The sequence below is a fragment of the Paraburkholderia sp. Tr-20389 genome, from assembly GCF_017104565.1.
Classification (GTDB): domain Bacteria; phylum Pseudomonadota; class Gammaproteobacteria; order Burkholderiales; family Burkholderiaceae; genus Paraburkholderia.
In genome coordinates, this window is record NZ_JAAGPD010000040.1 from 35,115 (window position 1) to 53,650 (window position 18,536).

Annotated in this window: 36 protein-coding genes; 3 read left to right on the forward strand and 33 right to left on the reverse strand. The window is 56.7% G+C overall.

Translation table 11 applies throughout. The features are described 5' to 3' along the window. The first annotated feature begins 138 nt into the window (after nt 1–138). Nucleotides 139–1,215 (forward strand): site-specific integrase, encoded by a 1,077-nt coding sequence (locus G3N95_RS29825; RefSeq protein WP_205973693.1) that lies wholly within the window; start codon nt 139–141, stop codon nt 1,213–1,215. On the opposite strand, the gene G3N95_RS29830 is transcribed toward G3N95_RS29825, so the two are convergent. The 33 genes from G3N95_RS29830 to G3N95_RS40710 form a co-directional block, all read right to left on the reverse strand. Then, entirely contained in the window at nt 1,158–1,712 is a 555-nt protein-coding gene (locus G3N95_RS29830) for an HNH endonuclease (RefSeq protein WP_205973694.1), read from the reverse strand. The two genes, G3N95_RS29825 and G3N95_RS29830, sit on opposite strands and share 58 nt — an antisense overlap. Further along, complete coding sequence (locus G3N95_RS29835) at nt 1,709–1,975, reverse strand: pyocin activator PrtN family protein (RefSeq protein ID WP_205973695.1); 267 nt, start codon at nt 1,973–1,975, stop codon at nt 1,709–1,711. The genes G3N95_RS29830 and G3N95_RS29835 overlap by 4 nt, the downstream gene beginning before the upstream one ends. A gap of 343 nt (nt 1,976–2,318) precedes the next feature. After that, nucleotides 2,319–2,915, reverse strand: coding sequence for a hypothetical protein (locus G3N95_RS29840; protein ID WP_205973696.1), 597 nt, complete (start codon nt 2,913–2,915; stop codon nt 2,319–2,321). Nucleotides 2,916–2,956: 41 nt separating this feature from the next. Beyond that, nucleotides 2,957–3,085 (reverse strand): hypothetical protein, encoded by a 129-nt coding sequence (locus tag G3N95_RS40920; protein ID WP_277398042.1) that lies wholly within the window; start codon nt 3,083–3,085, stop codon nt 2,957–2,959. After that, a complete protein-coding gene (locus tag G3N95_RS29845) occupies nt 3,082–3,231 on the reverse strand; it encodes a hypothetical protein (RefSeq protein WP_205973697.1) in 150 nt (49 codons plus the stop codon). Before G3N95_RS29845 ends, G3N95_RS40920 begins: the two co-directional genes overlap by 4 nt. Beyond that, complete coding sequence (locus tag G3N95_RS29850; RefSeq protein ID WP_205973698.1) at nt 3,228–3,515, reverse strand: hypothetical protein; 288 nt, start codon at nt 3,513–3,515, stop codon at nt 3,228–3,230. The genes G3N95_RS29845 and G3N95_RS29850 overlap by 4 nt, the downstream gene beginning before the upstream one ends. After that, nucleotides 3,512–3,760 carry a hypothetical protein gene (locus G3N95_RS29855; protein WP_205973699.1) on the reverse strand — a complete coding sequence of 83 codons (249 nt, stop codon included), beginning with the start codon at nt 3,758–3,760 and terminating at the stop codon, nt 3,512–3,514. Before G3N95_RS29855 ends, G3N95_RS29850 begins: the two co-directional genes overlap by 4 nt. Beyond that, nucleotides 3,757–4,056: a hypothetical protein gene (locus G3N95_RS29860; protein ID WP_205973700.1), complete on the reverse strand. Its 300-nt coding sequence runs from the start codon at nt 4,054–4,056 to the stop codon at nt 3,757–3,759. Before G3N95_RS29860 ends, G3N95_RS29855 begins: the two co-directional genes overlap by 4 nt. Further along, entirely contained in the window at nt 4,053–4,283 is a 231-nt protein-coding gene (locus G3N95_RS29865) for a hypothetical protein (protein ID WP_205973701.1), read from the reverse strand. Before G3N95_RS29865 ends, G3N95_RS29860 begins: the two co-directional genes overlap by 4 nt. Nucleotides 4,284–4,497: 214 nt before the next feature. Then, nucleotides 4,498–5,091 (reverse strand): hypothetical protein, encoded by a 594-nt coding sequence (locus G3N95_RS29875; RefSeq protein WP_205973703.1) that lies wholly within the window; start codon nt 5,089–5,091, stop codon nt 4,498–4,500. Continuing rightward, nucleotides 5,084–5,401: a hypothetical protein gene (locus G3N95_RS29880; RefSeq protein ID WP_205973704.1), complete on the reverse strand. Its 318-nt coding sequence runs from the start codon at nt 5,399–5,401 to the stop codon at nt 5,084–5,086. Before G3N95_RS29880 ends, G3N95_RS29875 begins: the two co-directional genes overlap by 8 nt. Continuing rightward, complete coding sequence (locus tag G3N95_RS29885) at nt 5,398–6,561, reverse strand: hypothetical protein (protein ID WP_205973705.1); 1,164 nt, start codon at nt 6,559–6,561, stop codon at nt 5,398–5,400. Before G3N95_RS29885 ends, G3N95_RS29880 begins: the two co-directional genes overlap by 4 nt. 37 nt (nt 6,562–6,598) lie before the next feature. Continuing rightward, nucleotides 6,599–7,168 (reverse strand): HNH endonuclease, encoded by a 570-nt coding sequence (locus G3N95_RS29890; protein ID WP_205973706.1) that lies wholly within the window; start codon nt 7,166–7,168, stop codon nt 6,599–6,601. Continuing rightward, entirely contained in the window at nt 7,165–8,004 is an 840-nt protein-coding gene (locus G3N95_RS29895) for a prohibitin family protein (RefSeq protein ID WP_205973707.1), read from the reverse strand. The genes G3N95_RS29890 and G3N95_RS29895 overlap by 4 nt, the downstream gene beginning before the upstream one ends. A gap of 157 nt (nt 8,005–8,161) precedes the next feature. Then, on the reverse strand, nt 8,162–8,794 hold the full coding sequence (locus tag G3N95_RS29900) for a hypothetical protein (protein WP_205973708.1): 633 nt from the start codon (nt 8,792–8,794) through the stop codon (nt 8,162–8,164). After that, nucleotides 8,787–9,299, reverse strand: a complete 513-nt coding sequence (locus G3N95_RS29905; RefSeq protein WP_205973709.1) for a hypothetical protein — start codon at nt 9,297–9,299, stop codon at nt 8,787–8,789. The genes G3N95_RS29900 and G3N95_RS29905 overlap by 8 nt, the downstream gene beginning before the upstream one ends. 43 nt (nt 9,300–9,342) lie before the next feature. Then, nucleotides 9,343–9,861: an HNH endonuclease signature motif containing protein gene (locus tag G3N95_RS29910; protein WP_205973710.1), complete on the reverse strand. Its 519-nt coding sequence runs from the start codon at nt 9,859–9,861 to the stop codon at nt 9,343–9,345. Next, nucleotides 9,858–10,178: a hypothetical protein gene (locus G3N95_RS29915; RefSeq protein WP_205973711.1), complete on the reverse strand. Its 321-nt coding sequence runs from the start codon at nt 10,176–10,178 to the stop codon at nt 9,858–9,860. Before G3N95_RS29915 ends, G3N95_RS29910 begins: the two co-directional genes overlap by 4 nt. 11 nt (nt 10,179–10,189) lie before the next feature. Continuing rightward, nucleotides 10,190–10,465, reverse strand: coding sequence for a hypothetical protein (locus G3N95_RS29920; RefSeq protein WP_205973712.1), 276 nt, complete (start codon nt 10,463–10,465; stop codon nt 10,190–10,192). Next, nucleotides 10,465–10,809 (reverse strand): hypothetical protein, encoded by a 345-nt coding sequence (locus G3N95_RS29925; RefSeq protein WP_205973713.1) that lies wholly within the window; start codon nt 10,807–10,809, stop codon nt 10,465–10,467. Before G3N95_RS29925 ends, G3N95_RS29920 begins: the two co-directional genes overlap by 1 nt. After that, nucleotides 10,806–11,000 (reverse strand): hypothetical protein, encoded by a 195-nt coding sequence (locus tag G3N95_RS29930; RefSeq protein WP_205973714.1) that lies wholly within the window; start codon nt 10,998–11,000, stop codon nt 10,806–10,808. The genes G3N95_RS29925 and G3N95_RS29930 overlap by 4 nt, the downstream gene beginning before the upstream one ends. Next, nucleotides 11,000–11,170: a hypothetical protein gene (locus G3N95_RS29935; protein ID WP_205973715.1), complete on the reverse strand. Its 171-nt coding sequence runs from the start codon at nt 11,168–11,170 to the stop codon at nt 11,000–11,002. Before G3N95_RS29935 ends, G3N95_RS29930 begins: the two co-directional genes overlap by 1 nt. Nucleotides 11,171–11,362: 192 nt before the next feature. After that, nucleotides 11,363–11,599 carry an acyl carrier protein gene (locus tag G3N95_RS29940; protein ID WP_205973716.1) on the reverse strand — a complete coding sequence of 79 codons (237 nt, stop codon included), beginning with the start codon at nt 11,597–11,599 and terminating at the stop codon, nt 11,363–11,365. Between the two features lies 1 nt (nt 11,600). Continuing rightward, the gene (locus G3N95_RS29945) at nt 11,601–11,783 is read right to left on the reverse strand and encodes a hypothetical protein (protein WP_205973717.1); all 183 of its coding nucleotides are present in this window, start codon (nt 11,781–11,783) and stop codon (nt 11,601–11,603) included. An 85-nt stretch (nt 11,784–11,868) separates the two neighbouring features. Further along, nucleotides 11,869–12,102: a hypothetical protein gene (locus G3N95_RS29950; RefSeq protein ID WP_205973718.1), complete on the reverse strand. Its 234-nt coding sequence runs from the start codon at nt 12,100–12,102 to the stop codon at nt 11,869–11,871. A 339-nt stretch (nt 12,103–12,441) separates the two neighbouring features. Then, nucleotides 12,442–13,347, reverse strand: a complete 906-nt coding sequence (locus tag G3N95_RS29955) for a hypothetical protein (RefSeq protein ID WP_205973719.1) — start codon at nt 13,345–13,347, stop codon at nt 12,442–12,444. Then, complete coding sequence (locus G3N95_RS40925; RefSeq protein ID WP_277398043.1) at nt 13,347–13,478, reverse strand: hypothetical protein; 132 nt, start codon at nt 13,476–13,478, stop codon at nt 13,347–13,349. The genes G3N95_RS29955 and G3N95_RS40925 overlap by 1 nt, the downstream gene beginning before the upstream one ends. Before the next feature lie 2 nt (nt 13,479–13,480). Then, a complete protein-coding gene (locus G3N95_RS29960; protein WP_205973720.1) occupies nt 13,481–13,621 on the reverse strand; it encodes a hypothetical protein in 141 nt (46 codons plus the stop codon). 98 nt (nt 13,622–13,719) lie between these two features. Then, the gene (locus G3N95_RS29965; protein ID WP_205973721.1) at nt 13,720–14,283 is read right to left on the reverse strand and encodes a hypothetical protein; all 564 of its coding nucleotides are present in this window, start codon (nt 14,281–14,283) and stop codon (nt 13,720–13,722) included. A gap of 63 nt (nt 14,284–14,346) precedes the next feature. Beyond that, complete coding sequence (locus G3N95_RS29970) at nt 14,347–14,532, reverse strand: PASTA domain-containing protein (RefSeq protein ID WP_205973722.1); 186 nt, start codon at nt 14,530–14,532, stop codon at nt 14,347–14,349. Between the two features lie 497 nt (nt 14,533–15,029). Next, a complete protein-coding gene (locus G3N95_RS29975) occupies nt 15,030–15,194 on the reverse strand; it encodes a hypothetical protein (RefSeq protein ID WP_205973723.1) in 165 nt (54 codons plus the stop codon). A gap of 330 nt (nt 15,195–15,524) precedes the next feature. Next, complete coding sequence (locus tag G3N95_RS29980; RefSeq protein WP_205973724.1) at nt 15,525–16,289, reverse strand: LexA family transcriptional regulator; 765 nt, start codon at nt 16,287–16,289, stop codon at nt 15,525–15,527. Nucleotides 16,290–16,324: 35 nt separating this feature from the next. Then, nucleotides 16,325–16,786 (reverse strand): hypothetical protein, encoded by a 462-nt coding sequence (locus G3N95_RS40710; protein ID WP_241019030.1) that lies wholly within the window; start codon nt 16,784–16,786, stop codon nt 16,325–16,327. A 109-nt stretch (nt 16,787–16,895) separates the two neighbouring features. On the opposite strand from G3N95_RS40710, the gene G3N95_RS29990 reads away from it, so the two are divergent. Both G3N95_RS29990 and G3N95_RS29995 read left to right on the forward strand, forming a co-directional pair. Then, nucleotides 16,896–17,243, forward strand: coding sequence for an XRE family transcriptional regulator (locus G3N95_RS29990; RefSeq protein WP_205973726.1), 348 nt, complete (start codon nt 16,896–16,898; stop codon nt 17,241–17,243). Nucleotides 17,244–17,686: 443 nt separating this feature from the next. Next, nucleotides 17,687–18,526 (forward strand): hypothetical protein, encoded by an 840-nt coding sequence (locus G3N95_RS29995; protein WP_205973727.1) that lies wholly within the window; start codon nt 17,687–17,689, stop codon nt 18,524–18,526. Nucleotides 18,527–18,536: the final 10 nt, after the last annotated feature.

The following is an 18,536-nucleotide window of genomic DNA, read 5'->3' on the forward strand; positions in this document are numbered from 1 at the left end:
TTCGTTGTCGATCAAGGGTTTACGGCTCGTTTGTATCTGTACCATTGTACCTCGTTTACCCTTATCGTTGCTTGTTTTTGTGGTGCCATGGTGCCAAAATCGGTGCCGCGAAACTCATGGCACCACAGGACACGACAAATGGGCGCAATCACACCGAGAACGAACAAGGACGGTAGCACATCCTACAAAGCCCAGGTACGGATTCGCAAGGGCGGCAAGGTTCTGCACCAGGAAACCCAGACCTTCGCGCGAGAGGCTGCGGCCAAGGCGTGGGTCAAGAAACGCGAGGCCGAGCTGGCCGATCCGACCGGCCTAAAAAAGGCGCTTGCCGAAGATCCGCCGATCAAAGATGTGATTGACCGGGCTCGGCGCGAGACAAAACGGAAAATGAGCCGGTCAAAGCTCAACGTTCTGAAAATGATTGAGGCACACGATTTCGCCGAAACCCGCTGTTCTCATATTGACAGCGCCGCTTTGGTGAAATTTGTTGGTGCCCTTAACGTATCGCCTTCGACCGCCGACAATTATTTCTCCCACCTTTCATCCGTCCTGAAAATCGCCCGTCCTGCGTGGGGATATCCCGTCGATAATCAGGCGATTGAGGATGCGCGAGTCGTGATGAAACGAATGGGCACAATTGCCCGCTCGAATAAACGTGACAGGCGCCCAACTCGCGATGAAATGAACCGGCTGATGGATCATTTCAGCAAGTCGAAAAGCACGCGAGGCGATACGGTGCCAATGACGTCGATTTGCCTGATGACGATGTATTCACTTCGTCGGGCAATCGAAATATGCAATATCACCTGGAACGATTTGGACGTCGATGGATGCCGGGTAATGGTCCGCGACCTGAAACACCCAGAAGAGAAACAGGGAAACGACACCTGGTGCTATCTGACGCCTGAGGCGTTGCGCGTGATTCAGGCGCAGCCCAAAGTGCAAGGCGAGCCGCGAATATTCCCATATGCTGAGAAGTCTGCCAGCATGGCGTTCACCAATGCCGTTCAGGCGCTCGGAATTGATGACCTCGTGCTGAATGATTTGCGCCACGAAGGCGCGAGCCGTCTGTCAGAAATGGGCTGGACCGTCCAGCGTGTGGCGTCCGTTTCAGGGCATCGTAGCTGGCAAACCCTCAAGCGATACACTCACGTGCGTCAAGTTGGTGACAAGTGGGCAGATTGGGACTGGCTGGACCGAGTATGCAAAAAATGATACGCAAACTCGCCGTGCAGCATCTCCGTAGCCAGGTCTCGCACTTCGGCGGCCTCGTTCGGGTCGTCGAAATATCCGAGATGGAACCACCTCCCATCGTGTTTGATCGTGGCTCGCCACAATCCCTTTTCCTTGTGCCATGAAACGCCGCGGCGCCCGGACTTGTTCGTCTTGGTCGCCCGGATGTTATGACTGTTCTCCAGCCGTGTTGCCGGGCGAAGATTTTCGAACCAATTTTCGTCCCGACGACCATTCTTATGGTCGACTTCAAACGGCGGGATTTCTCCGGTGACGTATTGCCAAGCCAGCCGCTGCGCGTAATAGAGAACTCGGTCAATGCGGATCCGCCGATAGCCGGTCGAAGGATCAATGCAGCCGGCGACCTTTCCTTGCCTAGGGAATCCCTTCCCCGCGCGTTTGTTGGTGAACACGCCAGTCTCCGGGTCGTAGTTGAGAACTTCCCTCAGACGCTCGGTCGTGATGTGTGATTTCGTCACGCGGCCTCCCGCATCTGATTCCGTTCCTTCACCGCCGCCGCGCGCTGGGCGTCGATGTAGTCGGCCAAGTCCTGCACATAGACGCCCTTGGCTGACTTCGCGCTTTTCTCGATGCGGACAAGCGGCAGACCTATCTCGCCCAGCGCGATCTTGCGCAGCAGTTTGTCAAGTTCCAGATGCGAGAAGTACGCCTTCCGCACCTCGTCGATCGGGATCACTGCGCGCGCCCCGAACTCTGCCATCAGAATAAAGACCGTATTCATTCACCCTTCTCCCGTTCCCACAATCTACAAGCCGGCGACCTGAACAGAATGTCGCTACCCGGTCCACCCGTCCAGTTGTGCTCGTTCAACTTGCACTTGCGATACGTTCCAGCTGTGTTGGCGCTCACCCTCACCGCGTGTTCGCATGACCGACAAGTCTCCCCCGCTGGCCCAGTCCCCGGCGGCGCCGCATACCCGTTCGGCCTAGTCGGCTTGCGAACTGCCTTCGACTCGCTGATCTCGATCACGACCGTCTCGCCGAACAGGTCGACTACTTCTCGTCGCTCCATTGTTGACTCCCAGTGTTGGCGGGTCGCCTCGATGACCCGCTGTGCTGCTTCAATCATGCCGCGCGCTTCTCCGCTTTCGCCGCGTCGTACTTGCGGATAGCCCATGCAATGGCATACGCGTTCCAAAGAAAGCTGAAGTCGTACTCTTCGCAGCGCCACTCCCAACAGTCTTCGAAAAGACGCGGGAATTCCTCATCATGGAACTCGTTGAGCGCATCGAAGGCCCGAACCTCGCCGTCATGCGAGTTGCCCAGCACTTCATCCTGAATGCGCTCCATGAGTTCGGCGCGGCGCTCGTCGGTGATTGCATACCCTTCCAGATAGCCTTCGACGCGCTCCATCACGTGCTGCTCAAAGTCTTCCTGCGAGAACTTGACGACCGATCCTTTGCCGTAGCCGCAGTTATTGACGGCCTGAAGCTTTTCTCGCCAGTAACCCTCGTTGATGTAGAGGGTCTGAGGGTCGCCGCGGTCATCGCTGCGGAAGAACTCAAACATATCCGTCAGCCGCGAGAACACGTATGTTCCGCAGTCGCCACGGATGCAGAGCGCACCCGGCCACGTCAGGATCTCAAACCAGTAGCAACTTGTGCCGGGCGTCTTGAACGTGATATGCCGGTCCACGCCGTCGTCACGGTGAATCGTCATCACATGGTCGGCGACGTCGCGCTCGAATCGTTGTTGGTCACAGGTCACGCCTTCACCTCCAGTTCCTCAATCAGTTCCAACGCTTGCAAAATCGCCGCCTCAGTCCGTGGACGGTCGCCATTGTTCTCCAGCGCCCATTGCAACTCAGCTTTTAATGCTTCGAAGTCGGTCATTCCCTCACCTCCGAGAGCCACGCCCGCATCTGCGCGACTGCCTTGTCCAGTTCGCCGGGCCACAATTTGTGCTGCTCGACGTCGCGCGCCATCTTCTCGGCCATCGCGGCGACGAGTTTGAGATTGAGTGCTGCCGTGGTGCTCATTTCCCCTCCGTATATCGCCCCGGACACCCACCGCCCGCATAATCAAACCCGCTGCATCCGTTGTCCTCGTGCTGGCAAGGATTGCCGCACTCCGACGAGCATGGGATAACGACGCGGCCCTTCGCCTTTTCCAGTGCGAGATAGGTTCGCGCCTCGGCTGGAGTCAGCGTCTTGCCATCCTCGCTGAACATGTTTCGGTAGCCGCGCGGATAACGGTTATTGCGCGTGAAGCCGTCGATGTTCATGGACAGGCTGTATGTTTTGCTGCGCGTGTGTTCAGTCATCGTCCACCCTTAGCGACGTTTTGCATCTTGCTGTTGAAGGGCCAACTTGGCGCGTCCGGATTCCCTGACAGGCCACGCCACGGCCACACCCGCACAAGCGGAACCGCTGGCCCCTTGCGATCATGAAACCATCGCGAGCCGCTGTAGAAGACAGGGAAAATCACGCCCGTCGAGGTGTTGAGCATCTCGTAGTTGCCAACTCGGAGCGGGTCGACGTTCGGCGGATACCAATCGGTCTTTCTCATGACGCCTGCTCGCTGAACATGTCGATCGTCCGCGTATCCCGCTCATCGACTGGCTCAATCGGCCCAATGAACTTCGCGTGATCGGCCCAATCTTTCGCAAGTTCTTCTGCGTGCGCTGTCGGCGCATACGGCCATTTGATGACGACCGCTTCGATCATCGGTGTCGCTGGCGTGCTCTGCTTAAGCGTCTCCATGAAGAACGCGTTTAGCTTCTTCGCAAGGGTTTGCGCCTCGCGCTCGCCCGGCGCCGCGATAATGTCGTCGGGGCCTTGTATGTGGACTGCGTATAGGGTCATAGCCGGTCATCTCCCTTGTTAAGGTCGGCCTCTGTGCGCCGGATTGCTGCCTCCAGCGCATCGCGCGCAGCGTCCTCCTGTCCGTCGATTGTCATAACTCGACCGATCTCGTCTAGCGCCCAAAGCAACGCACCAATGCCATCTTGATTCGTGCTGCCGCCGTCCGACTCATAGCCGCGATCGGTTTTGAAATAGACCTTCGTGGTCGATTTGATGATTTGGCTCACGTCGATTGCTCCATAGGTGGTGGCGGCAGTGGCATCCAATGCGTCGGCGGATAGAAGTCATCGCCTGTCTCATCGTTGTAGAACGTGCCGTCGATGTGGTAGGCAAGCACTGTGAATCAAACATTGGTTACTTCGCCTCGGCACCGCGACCAGCCAGTGATGACGACCGTCTGGTTTCGGTCGGGCATGCGCTCGGCTGTGCTGATCCATTCACTCATTTCGGTTGCTCCAGATCCAGCAGGATGTCGCGAATGTGTTCGATTCGATCGGCGCTGAAGATTCGTCCCGCCGCACGCGTTACACGTATTGCTAGATCCAACGCTTCGAAATGCTGTTCGGTTAGATCTGACTTGGCCGCCGCGCCCGATTGCTCGTCAATCCAGCGAACGAAACTGTGATGTTTCTCGTGCTCGGCGATCTGTGCTGCGCCGTCCGCAAGAACGCGAACCTGCTTTCCAGGGTTCGACGATGACTTGAACAAGCCGACTCGCCAATCCCTTGTCACCGGCTCCGAGCCATTGACAGCAATGCGAAGCCGGCTCACTTCCGCGGCGCTCGCTTCGGCTGCCCTCTGCCAACTGGCGGCGTCCGCTTCGAGTTCGACGAGGCGAGCCTTATCCGCGTCAATAGACAACGCGTGATCGAAGTTGATTTGCTCCAGTTCGGCGATGCGCGCGGCTTGCTGCTCGATCAGGTCGGCGAATGCTTCAGCCTCTTTGACCGTCAGGCGAACAAACATCTGGTCCATGCCGCATACGTCGGCGATCCACTTCCTCAACTGCTCGGCCGAAATTTTGATGTCACTCACCTTTACCCCCTTCACTTGCTGCGAGAGCGCGGATAGCCTCGTAGCGGTCTTCACCATATGCTTCGTGCGCGTAGGTGGCGGGGAAGGCGCCGCGCGTGCCCTTGTCGACGAAGTTGAACCAGCAGGTATGGTCTCCGTCATTGGCTGGTGTTCGCTTCACCCAATGGTGTGTCGGCATGCCGAGAGGCCAGTCGAATCCTTCCTCGCGAACCTTGCGCATGAACTCATCAGGATCGTGGTGGCCGCGCGACATGACGATATAGGTGTCTTCGCCGACGTTCTCAATTTCGAGTGGGTATTCGCGTTTCACGATTTCTCCTCGCTTGACGGGGCGTTAGCGCGGTTGGCGAGAAGGGCGCGGAGATGGTCTGCCACTTCGTTGATGTCTTCTTCGAGCGCTTGTCCGAGCAATTTGTTAGCGATCAGCGAGGCGTGGTACATGACCCCCTCATCTGTCAGCGCTTTCGGCTCGCTGGCGTCATTGCACCCGCACAGGTGATCGTGGAAATCGTCGTTGCACTTCGCCCCCGCTTCCGATTGAGGCTCGCTGGCGGGGTGGGCGGCATCTGTAAGATTCCAGAACTCTTCATCGACTATGCGTGCAATATCCGCATCAATCGACTTCAGGACCGGCTCTGCCACCGCTTCGGTAGCCGCCGCGAACGTTCGCCATTGATCGTCGGCAGCGTGTAACTCTTCCATCGAGCGGAAGGTGAAGCGCATATGAAAACGCTGCTTATCCGGGTCCGGATTGCCTTCTGTTTCAGTGACGCGAAACGCTTTACGCATGATCGACAACGTCTCTGCCGCCGCTTCGGTAGGGTGGAGAGCCGCGCGGGCGGTGCTGCCGTCGAGCACGAATGCGCCTTCTTCGGGATACTCGGCGCACCACACGTAATGCGCCTTGCCGCTGTGACCGTCGCCGTACTGGATCGTGACTTCGCTTTCCAGTTGCTCGGGGTCGGTCGCCCGATCGGGCGCGATGAAGTCGAGCGCCTCCAGAAGCTGAGCGGCGCTCAAAGTGACACCCGGATTGACGGGCGCATCCGGCGTCGCCGTGAGCTTGTCGACCGTCTCTTGGCTGAGGTCGAACGTGCCACGTGCCTCTCCGTCAGTCTTCTCTGGCGCGGCAGGATGCATCACGTTCCACATTTCATCATTCGTCAACCATCGAACAGCGCTCAGTTCCACAATGCAGCGCGCGCCGTCTTTCTCCAGCACGACGCCGGTCCACTTGTAGCCATCGCGCTTGACGATGTCGTTCGCCTTCATGTCGGTCAGGCGGTCGCCGGTATTGATCGGCTCTGGCGCGGCAGGACGGAGTGCGGCACCCAGCGCAATCTCCGCCAACTCGCGGAAACTGTCGCCGTAGATGTTCCAGTTATCCTCGCGATTCACGCCGCAAACATCGGCGTTGTGATCGGCGAGTGCTCGCGCTGCTGAGGTGATTTGTTCGGGTGTGGGGTTCATGTTCTCTCCAATCAGCCCGCCGAAGCGGGCCGCAGGCTTACTTGCTGAGTTGGATCATCGGCATTGCGCCGCCCATCATGTGTGCGCCGTGATGCGCGAACTCGCCGTGCAATTCGGCACGCTTTTCGCGGACCCACGATTCGGCTGCTGCCCTGTTTTCTGGCGTGTCGCGGCCAAAGTACTTCTGTAGGTGCTGGCCGTTTGCGTCCAGATATGCAAGCACATGCGGTGCGCCACGCTTCATGTTTATGCACACGCCTTTGATGCCGGTCTTGCTTGGACGGGGTTTTTGATTCTGCTGGTTTTCCGCATTAGTCGCCTCGCGGAGGTTATGCCAGCCGTTCGCCGATGGCGCACCGTTTTCGTGGTCAACGAATCCATTCGGCCATTCACCGAGCAGCCAAACCCAAGCAAGACGATGTGCGAAATACCCTCGACCTTTGATGCGGATGACTTGATATCCCTTTTTATCGGGACCACCAGCCCGCGATCCGGCCTTAATTTGTGTTGACGGGGACACTTTCCAATAGAAGCGCCCCGACACGATCGAGTAATCAAGCACGCTCCGCAGATGTGCGACGAATCCGCCGTCGTCCATTGCAGTCATTTCGCACCCGGAAGTTGAATCAATGGGACCGTTCCGCCCATTACATATTGAGGAAAATGGCCGTCCCAGCGCTCCACCTTGAGCTTTTCGATCAGCGCCGGGTTTGCCTCCAGCGACTTGCCCGTCAACTCGTTAGCCTTGGCGTTGTTCTCCGCAACCTTGAGCGCCGCCTCCGATTCGACGACACGCTTCTGCGCCTCCCACTTCGTCTGGGCAATTTCGTTCTCTACGCGCAGTGCGTTCTGCTGGGCCGTGATCTTCGATTCGATGGCGTCGTTGAATTGCTTGCTGAAAGCGAAGTCGACGATGTTTACCGCTGACACGTTCACGCCGATGTTCTTGAATCGGGTGAGTAGCGCCTCTCGGATTTCCTGACTCACCTGGTCGCGCTTCTGGATCAGGTCTGTCGCTTCGTATCGTGCCGCGACAGCCTTCACCACGTCATGCACTGCCGGGTCCATCACCTGCGTCCACGGATCGCCGCCGAGATTCGCATAGACGTTGACGGCGGCGGCAGGTGCGATGTTGAAATTGACCGATACCTTGGCGTCGACCTGTTGCAGGTCTTTCGACGCGCCAGCAACATCAGACTGAGCCTTGTACACGCCGACGTAGACGTTGTGCATCGACTGCGAGATCGGCATGCGGAAGTGGATTCCAGGCTCATACACCGTGGCCGATGGCGCACCGAAAGTGGTCATCACGCCCACGTAACCGGCTGGCACGGATGCGAACGGCCAGAGGATGAAAAGCGCGATCAGCACCACAACTGCGATGACTGCGCCGACGATCAGCTTGATACCGCCCTGCGGAACTTCTCTTGTCGTAGCGACCATTTGTTTTCCTTCTGAGGTTGAAAAAGAGAGGGCAGCCGAAGCCGCCCTCGAAGCGCCGCACCGGGATCAGCGGTACGGAGTGGAGATGGGTTGCCGCTGCACCGACTTACCGGGAAACGCTCGAAGGCCAATCCGTGCGGTGCTGCGGCGGTAATCGTTACGCTGCATGCTCCAGCGCGATCATTTCGGTGATCTGCGTGAAGTATTCGCGTGCCGCTTCGACCTTTTCCTTGATCTTGTCCTCAAGGCTTCGATCCCGCTCATACGGAACGCGCGTGATGCGAAGCGACGGGTCGATGTGATCGACGTAATGGATGGACGGGTCTTCGAAACGGATCAGTTCGTCGGGCGTGTTGACCATCGCATAGTTGATTTCGCCGAGTGGAACGTCCCAGAGCATGCAATACCCGCGAAGTTGCCATTCGTAGTCGCGATCCTGACCTGCGAACACGGTGGCGGGAAACGTCGCCAGAGACCACGGCGATTTGACGTCGATGATCTTGACGCCAGGCACGTAAATGTCACACTCGCCGGTCAACCACTCATTTTCCCGGCGCTCCGTGTTCTTCGTGTAGTTCGTGAAGAACACATCGTTGATGAGCTGGATCGAATGATTCTCTACCAGCGTGCCCTTTTCCATTTCCTTCGACGTGATGACGCGCTGAAAGCCGTAGACGAACTCCTTCGCCAGTTCTTCAATGTACGTCTTGGCACCGACCGACAGTTTTTCGCTCTTCGACTTCGGTTCAGTCATGATCTTGCCCAGTGACGAGCAACGAATCTTAAGCATCTTGAGTGCCCTCCATGGCGGATTTGATGGCGTCTGCTACTTCCTTGGTCTGCTCGTTCGTCAACTCGAACTGAGCATGAAGTTTTTCGGTCGTGTACTGCTGCGCGATGATCGAGGCAATCGCACGCTTCAGACGATCAGCCGTGATCGGCGGCTTGCGTTTTTTTGCCACATTCGGCCGAATCCGAAGACATTCAACCACATCGCCGAATGCTTTCGTCATGCTCGCGTACAGAGTGATTTCCTTACCGGACCATTCTTCGATGTATGGGCCGTACAGCTTGGCGATTGACTTGGAATTGGTGACGTTGAGGATCAGCGGTTTATGCCCCTTCAGGTGGGCAACCGTCGCTTCCTCCTTCTTCCCGTCCGCGCCGACGATCTGCTCGCGTCGCACGTAGTCAATCGTGACGGTCATGTCTTCGTCAGGGTTGAGAGCGTATGCGCCGATGTAATCGGGATTGATCAAACGCTTCCAGTGAGTCTTGCTTTGTTGGGTGTCCATTTCGGCTCCTTAGCCGCAGTTCCGACATTAGGTTGATTTGGCCTTACAGCGTGTTTCCGGGGTGCAAGTTGCGCTTTGCAGTTATGTAAGCCTTGTGCGCCACCTGCTCGTCATCGAAATATCCAAGGTGCTTTTGCGTGCCGTTCACGGTGATAACCGCTACCCATTTGGCCTTATCCCTCTTCCACGACACGCCCAGAAGACGGCTGCTAGGATTCTTCCGATTTGCGCCCTTCTCTCGCTGGTTTTGCAGGTTCGTCGCATGCGGGACGCACCTCAGGTTTAGCCAACGGTTATTGCGCCCATTTAGATCGATGTGATCCACGTCCACGGATCGAGGCGGCAGTTCGCCGGTCATGTAAAGAACCGCGAGTCGGTGTGCGTAGTAGCCGCGACCATCGACCCGAACCCTGATGTATTGCTTCCCGGCTCGACTCCCCGCGACCATTCCAGCCGTCGCGGAGAAGTGATCGTGCCGCCATGTGAAGATGCCGGTCTCCGGGTCATATGAAAGCAGATCCTTCAATCTCTCTTGAGTGATAACTTGTAGGGCATTGCTCATACGACCTCGCTCGGATTGTTCTCAATCGCCAGCAACGATTGAATCTGCGCGTTCAGTTCCGTGACGCGCTTCTGATACTCCGCAGCGGCTTTCGTCTTCTCGCGCTCCAGATTGGCGACCAGGCCATCGCGCGGGTCGAAGTTGTCAGGCACTTCTACCTCGAACGAAAAATCGCGAACCGGCACCGCGTCACTGCTGTATTGCGACGTGTCGTAGTGGGAAAACGTGAAATACATATCGTCCACATACGCATCCTTCTCGACGCTGTATCGCTGATGCTTGTGGGCCATCACGAAACCTTTCATCTGCACTTTCATATTCATTCCCCTTATAGACCCGCAGCGCTCAGCGCCGCCTCTGTTCGTTCTGCGACGATGTACGCCCATACGATCGGCTCCCACGTCTTGAGCGGTGCCGTGTGATCGCCAAGCGGTTGCCCGCAACACCAGACGCTTGCTGCATGTACGTCGATCTCTTCCGGGCTACCTGGACAATCGCGAGTCGGCGCTTCGTATGGCGTGTAATCGAAACTGATGCGAAGCTCGGCGTCGGTTACGAAGCCGTGTTCGTCAGCTAACTCGATAGGATGGAAAATTGTTGGCATTACGCCGCCTCCTTAACCGCCATCAATTCCGGCCGGTAGTATTTCGTCGGGCCGATTTCGGCGAGCGTCCGCGCATTCACGACAGGACGTTCGGCCTTCTTGATCCCGAACAACTTTGCCGATCCTTCCATGTAACCGGCGTGGACCGGATTGAGGTGGCCAAAGAACGACTGGCGGAATTGCTCGCGGTCCAGTTCAACAGCCTCACGCAAAGCGCGGTCGGCCATGCGCCGAGCTTCGTCTACGGAGCGGCGTGCGTTGAACAAGTCGTCGCAGCACTGTTGCAATGTGTCGCGGGCGCGGCGGCGGTCGTTGCGGGCGAAAAGGCGGTGAAAGAGGCTCATGTCAGACTCCCAGCTTGCGTAATCAGTTCGTAGAGGGCAAAGATCGTCGCTGCCGCAGCCACAACCGCAGTCGTGATCTCATTGCGTCGCGCAGTCTGTGCGTTGGTTGCGGATTCGGCGGCGAGGCGTCGCATTCCTTCGTCGCTAATGGTCACGACGATCCCGCCGTGGTCTTCGTATGTCAGGCTCATCAAAACCTCCACTCTGCTTCATCCCGCATACGGTCGCGATGCCACTCTTCTTGCTGACGGCGCTCCGCATCGGTGAGGTACACACGATCCTCCGGCGCTTCCCAGTGCTCAGGTGCTGTGCGCAGAGGCTTGAATTGCCGATAGACCTCGGCGGTGAAATGTTTGCCCACGGTTCTCTCCCGATAGGACTACGAAACTGGTTGAATGGTGTTTAACCCTCACGGACGGGTGCTGGTCCCGGTTATCCAGCGTTCTTACAGTGGGAGTAACCCGTCCGTCAGGGCAGCCCTTACGCGGGCTAGCGTCCGTCTCTCACGGCACCGGCTTCTAGAAAAAACGACAGCGGCCGTCGCTTCGAATGCTCAAACCCGCGCCGTCACAAGATCAATCAATTGCTGGCCGGTCACGATCGAAAACATCTCGTCGTCCGGAATCTCGCACCCAAACTCGTCCTCGGCGCACATTACGATTTCCACCTGATCCAGCGAGTCGCCTTCGTAGGCGTCTTTCAGGTTCGCCGTCAGGTCGATCTCCTCGTCATCTACGCAGAACTGCGCTGCCAGAATCGTTCTGACGCGTTCTTCGATGTTCGTTTGCATGTCACTCCTCCTGGAACCAGTATTCGTATCGTTCAAGCGCCCACTCTTTGACGACCTCGTTTTTCCCATCGTCGTCCAAAGCTCGCCATTCGTCTTCGGTGAGTCCAACCTCGCTGAGATTGATCTCGGCCTTGTACTCGCTGTGAATGTTAGCGCCGTTGTCGCAGTGAAACGTGATCTTCATTCCCATCCCCACTTGTTAGGTCGAGGGCGGCTGATCTCCCCTCATCTGGCGTCGCGTCTAGTTCGCTAGGCTCCAGCCGTAGTGCTCAGTCCATGTATTCGATTCGATACACGGGCTCCGCAATCGAATAAAACTGCGGGCAGCGTTCGATGTTCTCCCAATGCAGCCCTGCTGGCTCATGCGTTGGGCCATCCACGCATCGCCACCACACCAACGTATCTCGTGTCACTCGCCCGTCTTTAACCGGCAGCGAGTCTTGACGCTTCAGGCCGAACGCGACTTCCAGCTCGCGCAACTGTTCTTCGGTAAAGTTGCTCATACTCCCTCCGCTTCTGCTACTTCCTGCATCTTGCGAGAATCGCGCTTCTCGACTCGCGCCCCGCCGTGACAGAGTGCCCATGCAATGCAGCCGACTAGCGGAGCGGCAAGGGCGTAGATTTCTAGCGCTTTCAGGATGGTGTGCATGGTTGCTCCTTCAGGGCGAAATATTTGCCGCTCGTTAGCTGGCACGTCTCATTCGAAAGGCGGATCAGATTGGGCCAGCGAACCTCGCGCTCATTTCGCGGGAACTCGCCGACCTCATCCCATCGCGCTCGCCATTTGCAGTCGTCGCAGTACCTCATGCAGCCGACACCTATGCAGTAGTAGTCGGGCGCGGTCATTTCGGCACCTTCATAAGAGCGCGAACTATGGCTCGAATAGAGCAGCGCGTGAAATCACCTTCGCCACTACGGGCGACCTTGGCGTAGCTGATATATGGACCTTCGCCGATGTGCTCTTCGTATTCCTGCGCCAACAACTCGCGAGCGATCTTCTCGGCTTGCTCCTCCGTCAACTTAGGCGGCGGGACAGACAGTTCGGCGATCCTAGAAAGTGCGGTTTCCGTGATTTCCCCTTGCCGCTTGCGCCACCTTAGAAGGGCCTTTATCGATTCGTTGTCGCCGTAGACGGTCATCGTGCGACCTGCTTCATCAAATTCGAAAGTGGCGCCGACAGCCAAGGCATTGCGCACCTTCTTCGCGTAATCCAGCCGCAGCGTCATGATCCGCAGATCGCCACCCGCCGTATCTGGCTCCCACTCTTCGGCAATACCGATCGCCATATCCATCAACATGTGGGCTTCGGCGCGATCACCATCTTCGGTCCCCATCGGCGAACCGTATTGCAGGTAGGCCAGAATGTTCGACGCCTGTTCGTCAGTGATCGCCAGTCCGTCGCATTCGCCCTCAATTGCTGCGATCAGGCGTTCGTTCAGGTCGGTGACGTAATTGACCAGTGATTTGCGAGGCACCTCGGATGCATCGCATGTGCATTTCGTGCCTCGACCATTGACCAGCGAACACGCAACCCGATCGTGTACCGGTTCAGCGCGATAGGCCGATGATGCATTTAGGTCTTGCCCGCACCTGGCCGTGGGAGCCACAGCACACGGCGCACCAGTGACGATTCCGCAAAACCTGCAGCGGCCAGTACGGGAATAAACCTCATCGCAAAGTGGATGATGCGAGCCGTCGAAATCGCCGATGAGCTTGCATTTGCAAAGGTTGTTCGTCGCGTCACTCATCAGCAACCTCCGATATTTGGTGCGCCGACTATCGTTCCAGGCATCACAGAAAGAATCGCTTCCGCATCAAGCGGACGGCCTACGTAGAGGATGAAGAGGGCGTGCCAGGCCATCGAGTAGAGTTGGTTCATGATCACTGCCAGCAAAAGTTAGCCTGCCAATCCATCTCCACCTTCCGGCACACAATGCGGTGGCCGTCGCGGCAGATGTATTCGACGAGTATGGAAAGACCGTATTGAAGAGGGGCGAAGGTGAAGCGGTAGCCAGATTTCATGACTTTCTCCATCCATCCACCACCTCAATAGCAACTATCGCTATCAGAGGGATGATGTGGGCTAGTTCGAAGTATCTGAGGATGAGCATGGTGGGCGCTCAGTGGAAATCGACCGCGCCGTTCTGCGCAGCCATCTCGAAGGCTTGTCGCCATTCCTGATAGAGCGGATAGAACCAGTCGCCTCGATCAACTGTGTTGCTGTGCGCTTTGGCTCGCTCATCCCATTCAGCGAATTCCTTGGCGAGTTTGGCGGCGACTACAGGGCCAATCACGCCCTCGCAATCGCTGAAGTGGATCAATTCCCAGAACGGGCCTTCAGTCGCGGCCCATGCGCCGTAGTCGTGACGAAGTTGGATGCTGCCAGTGTTGTATCGGTCCACTTGCACAGCCGGGTATCCGGCCAGCCTCGCGAGTTCTTCTCGCCACGCGTTGTATCCGCCGTAGGAGCCTGCGCGGAACCCAATGCTGTCTTCTGCTTTGTAGACCGCCTTGTCCTCAAGGCCTTCTGCCCGCGAGGCGTAGTCCGGATTGAAGTAGCACCGCAGGTCATATGAGTCGTAGTCCAGCGATTCGCGCGTCTGCGGGTCGACCGGCTCGCCATCGGCGTCGAACACAACATCAAGCTTCGTCAGATTTCTGTATGCAGTGATATCAAGGCCCATCGTCTTCTCCTGTTCGCAGTACTTAATTGGTGCGCCGCGATAAGGGGCGCGGGTGTGGTTGAATTAGCCGATGCTGGCCTTGATGACCTTGCCGCCTTCGATAACCAAATTCATCCGGTCCCATCGCATGTCGGCTGTGACCATGAAGGACTTTCCTTCTTCGCGACTAATTCGAACGCTTAGACCTTGGCGCTTCAGCTTCGCGATTGCTTTCTCTTTGGTCATGCCGACAACAGATTCGTTAGCCATGTGATCCTCCAGTGTTCACGGAGGCGTTCTGCGCTATGCAGGGAGCCTATGGGCTAGACCATACTGGCCAACCGTCCCTTGTGAGGGTAACGGCCTTACGGCGATCGGTTTCGCGATACTCAGCTATGCAGGGAATGCAGAACGCTTTCGTGAAAGCTGCTGCTACGTGCGGCGCTGGCTACACCCGACATAGTCGGCTCCAGCTACCGCACGCCTTCCGCCGCGATCACCCGAATCCTGTTCCGATGACCGCTGCGGGCGCTCCGCTTTCTACACCAGCGGCTGCTTTGTTCGGTGCCCTTTCGGGAATGGTTGCGATACTCTGCTTTCACGAGTCCACCATGAGGACTACGGCGCGTCAGATATCTCCGGTGAACTGGCCTTACGTGACGCACGGCTCAATTGTTAAAGATCCATTCGCGGCCCTGACTCTGTCAGGCGCGGGTACTTCGTGCTATCCGCACTAGCTTGGCAATGGGCCAAGCTGCTGAGGACAGTTATGCTGCCTTTGCTTCTTCCGTCGAGACGCCGCAAAACGGACAGAAGTTGAAGAACATGCTGACTTCCTTGCCCTTCGCGCTTTTGAACCCAGGCTTGTCGGCCTTGATCGTGTACGGAAGGTATGCGCGCTCGCTGACGCCGCTTCCGAATACGATTGCCACGTTCTTTGCTTCTGCCTTGGCGGGCGCGCCAAGTTGCTTGGAATAGTGCTCAGCAAGTCGGGCTTCGTTGTCACGTACGCAGTTGCAGGTCATTTCCCTATCTCCCCTAGTGCAGCTCGGCTGCTGAGTGGTGGTGCGAATACCCGGGCAACGTTGGGTGTTGCTGGTGTTGCGTGGTATGTGAGTCATTATCGTCACGCGTTGTGAGTTTGTCAAAGCTTTTCTGTGCGTTTTTGTGAGTTTTTTCTTCGGGAAAATATGTAGGACGCGATGTATGGACGAAAAAAAGCCCGCGCTAGGCGGGCTTTGTTGTGCGAATGCGACTAAGTGTTAATTGTCAATCTCGATCGCTGATCCACGAGGCATGATCGCCGCGACCCTATGTATATAGGCTATTTCAGATAGTGGGCGCGTGATGGGCTGAATGTGGTTGTTGATGGACCCCAAACAAACGTCGCCATCCCGAACCCAAAGAAGCTCCTTCACAACAGCGCTACCGTCCGTGAACTTCACAACCACATCGTCGCCTGGCTGGGCTTCGGAATTGGGTTCACAAACGATGTATTCGCCCGCCTTTATACGAGGACGCATACTATCGCCACGGACCCTCAATCCGTAGGCGCTGATGTCCCTCGACCGTACTTCTGGCAACTCGGCATATCCGTGCCCGACCGGATAGTCATCAATGCTGATAAAGCCATCTGGCCCGCCTTGCACTTCCCCGACCACGGCAACAGCCCTCCCAGACCTTAATTTCAGTTTTTCGCCGACATTCGATTCAATCGTCGGAGCAATACTAGGCTCCGGGGCGTTGATCGAAGGCGCAATCATGCCTGAAATTTGTCCTTTTTTCGACTTACCAGTGGCCACTGAAATATGCTTGTCACCTGACATGCTCACAAGTAGATGATCTGTTGAGCATTTCAGGGCAGCAGCTATCTCTGGGGCCCGATCCAACGGCGCCCCGCCCCTCTTCTTCCAGTTTGAAACCGTGTTGGTTCCGGTATTCAGTTGCTGGGCCAGCCATGCCGGCTTTTTCCCCTGTAGCGCCAACAACTGCTCTATCAGATCCCACGGGATATTAGCTTTTTCCATGCGCGGAATTTACCCCATCACTCACAGTCCGTGGCTCACAGAAATAACTCACGAAAAATCTTGTCTAGACTCACAGCGTGTGAAATACTGTGAGCATGAAGACATCGAAACCACACACCGGAGCCGAAGCGCTGCGTACCGCCATCAAGCAGTACGGCGGAGCGCTCCGACTCGCCGAAGCGCTTGGGGTTAAGCCCCAGGCGATTGCGAACTGGGTTTCTCGCGGAACCCCGAAAGAAAAATGCCTGGTTATCGAGAATCTTACAGGAGTGCGCTGTGAGGAACTTCGACCCGATCTGAACTGGGTTGATCTTCAGAGTGTATCCGCTGCTCGAGCTCGCAGGTCGCTGGATTCGGCGGACGATGTCCAGCCGGTCGGCGGGAGGTCGCAAAGAAGCATCAATAAAAGGATGCACAAAAAGTAAATGGCCGTCGCCCCTCCGCGTGAGGGGTGCAGAAAACAATCGTGACACCAGGAGCTGGGGGTGATTTTTCATCTGAGAGTCTTCGAATTCTTTGCATCGATGTCTGGTGCAAAAAATTTTGGCTCTTACTCAAGCGGTTACGCAACCGTGTACCGATGAATTTTCGCTTTGGAGTCAGGAAATGGACGATCTGCATCTGTTTGGCGGTGTTATCAGGGCGCCGGAGTTCCTTCCGGCTGATGTTATCGCGGAATGCCGTACGTACCGCGAGGCAGTAAGGGCGGCATGGGCCCATCGCAGAATCAAAGCGATGACCCAGCGGAGCCTGGCAGAGCGCACTGAGTGCTATCCGTCGCATGTGTCGGATTACCTGCACCCAGACGACAAGCCAGCGCGCCGCAGCCTGCCAGCGGACAAGGTAAGCGCGTTCTGCGGGGCAGTAGGTAACTGGGGCGTCCAGCAGTGGCTTAACCGCCAGTCTCGCTTGACGATTCTTGAGGAAGTGATAGCGGAGAGGTCGGCAGCGTGAAGATTGCTTCTAGTTGCGTCAGGTTGACGGACGTTGACTTGTGTTGTACGTCCGTCGCGCCCTACTCTGAATCCCGATTTGGAGGGAATGTGAAAGTTTTCATTTTCGTGTCGATGGTCGCACTGATGTGCGTGCTGGTCGCGGTGACGGCCATCGATCTTATTCAGTGGAGTTCGGCTATGAGGGTTTGGTAATGAAAATCAGGGCGACGTACGAGACGGAAACATATCTGTCTCAAGGGGGTCATTTCTCCATCAAACAACTTGACGGGATTGGCGACGAGTCAATCATATGCCTCTCTCCCGACCAGATGCGACTGCTGGTTACGGAGATGCAAAAGTGGCTCGAAGACACCAGTTGGTGGGTGGACGCGATTGCAGAAGACGATCAGGTTTGATCTGGAGTAATCCGTGGCAAGAGCCAGAAACATTAAGCCGGGAACGATGGAAAACGAGGATCTAGCCTCGCTTCCACCGTTGCACCGTCTTTTATTCATCTACACATGGATGCTGGCAGACCGCGAGGGACGCTTCGAAGATCGCCCGATGAGAATCAAGGCGAAGGCACTCCCTTACGACCTGTCGGCTGACGTGGATTCGATGCTGCAAGACCTGCACAACACCGGGTTCATCACGCGATACGCAGTAGACGGCAACAAGTATATCCAGATCAACACGTTCGACAAGCACCAGAAGCCGCACAAGAACGAGGTTCCGAGCGTGATTCCGAAAATGGCTGAAGAACTTCGACCAATGGCTGAAGTTGTTACGACCAACGACGAATCTAGTTTTGACCAAGGCAATGAGGACAACGAACCGGAGCCGCAAGCACTTGGCCCTGATTGTCTGATAGACAGATTCTCTGATTGCGGATTCTCTGAAGAAGAGAAGCCGGTAGTAATTCAAACGCCGGAGCCCGAGGAAAAGCCTAACGTCGCCTCTCCTGCGAGCAGATCGGTCGAAATCGCCGTGTACCTGAGACAACGGGGCATCGTCGGTTCGAACTCTGCGAACCCGAACATTTCGGCATGGGGCGATGACGTGAGAGTGACAAACGAGATTCTGGATGCGGCGCTTTCGGTTGTTGCCTCGCGAGTGTCATCGGGCAACCTCGCGAGAATGCCCGGCCCGAACTACCTGATGCCGATCATTGCCGATCTGCTGAAACCGAAGGCCGCTTCGCCACCACGAAGACGTCCAGACAAGTTTGACCCAGTGGAATTCGTGAATCGTAACCGAGTGAGTGAGAACCATGAACGCCCCGGCGACTACATCGACGTTTAAGCAAAGCGCG